This window comes from Paenibacillus terrae (assembly GCF_000943545.1).
Lineage (GTDB): Bacteria > Bacillota > Bacilli > Paenibacillales > Paenibacillaceae > Paenibacillus > Paenibacillus terrae_A.
In genome coordinates this window covers 1-952 of the sequence record NZ_JTHP01000182.1, presented here as the reverse complement: position 1 = coordinate 952, position 952 = coordinate 1, and the positions used below count along the sequence as shown (strand labels likewise).

Genomic DNA, 952 nt, shown 5'->3' with positions numbered 1-952 from the left:
CACGGTGAAGGATTACTGTACCCGCGGCCTTCATGAGACGCTGAGCTACCGCAAGCGAGCCGAACCGGCACGTCCTTCGCAGGTGACCGGTGAAGTGGAAGCCCGAATCATTGCGTTAGCCTGTTCTGAGCCGCCTGAGGGGTATGCTCGCTGGACCGTTCGTCTGCTCACTCGCCGGGTGATCGAACTGAATATTCTGGAATCGGTAGGACGGGAAACGATTCGGACGACGTTAAAAAAACAAAACTTAAGCCTCATCTGAAAAAACAATGGTGCATTCCCGCCAAATCCAGCAGTGAGTTCGTCGCTCGGATGGAAGACATCTTGGAAACCTACGCTCTTCCCTATGATCCTGAAATCCCGCTGATCTGTATGGATGAACAGCCGGTGCAACTGTTGGATCATTCCCGACCTGCGCAACAAATGAAGCCGGGACAAGTACGCCGCGAGGATTACGAGTATGTGCGCAAAGGAAGTTGTAGCCTGTTTATGTTCACAGAACCTCTGGCCGGATGGCGTCATGTCCAAGCCAGCGAGAGACGAACCAAAGTCGATTGGTCGCTACAAGTTCAAGAGCTACTAGAAGTCCATTATCCAAGGGCGCAGTGGGTTCGGCTCGTCATGGATAACTTGAACACGCATACGATTTCGTCCTTGTATGAAACGTTTGCGCCAGAGCAGGCGTTGTCCCTTGCGAAACGATTAGAAATTCATTACACCCCTAAACATGGAAGTTGGCTCAACATGGCTGAAATTGAACTGAGCGCTCTGACCATCCAGTGTCTGAGCCGACGAATCGCCTCGATGGAAGAATTGCAGCGTGAGGTCACGGCATGGGAAGTCGAACGTAACCAGGCACAGAAATCGGTCGATTGGCAATTTACAACTGAGCAAGCGAGAGGGAAATTAAAGCACCTCTATCCTGAAATTTGATTCGGCCAAGGTACTAGTA

At 51.3% G+C, this 952-nt stretch carries 2 protein-coding genes; both read left to right on the top strand.

Features of this window, described 5'->3' with window-relative positions; all coding sequences use genetic code 11:
• Positions 1 to 262 (top strand): helix-turn-helix domain-containing protein (locus tag QD47_RS29535; protein WP_161797225.1); only part of this gene is annotated, 262 nt, incomplete at its 5' end.
• Positions 151 to 933: an IS630 family transposase gene (locus QD47_RS29530; protein WP_152643920.1), complete on the top strand. Its 783-nt coding sequence runs from the start codon at positions 151 to 153 to the stop codon at positions 931 to 933. The genes QD47_RS29535 and QD47_RS29530, both read left to right, overlap by 112 nt.
• Positions 934 to 952: the final 19 nt, after the last annotated feature.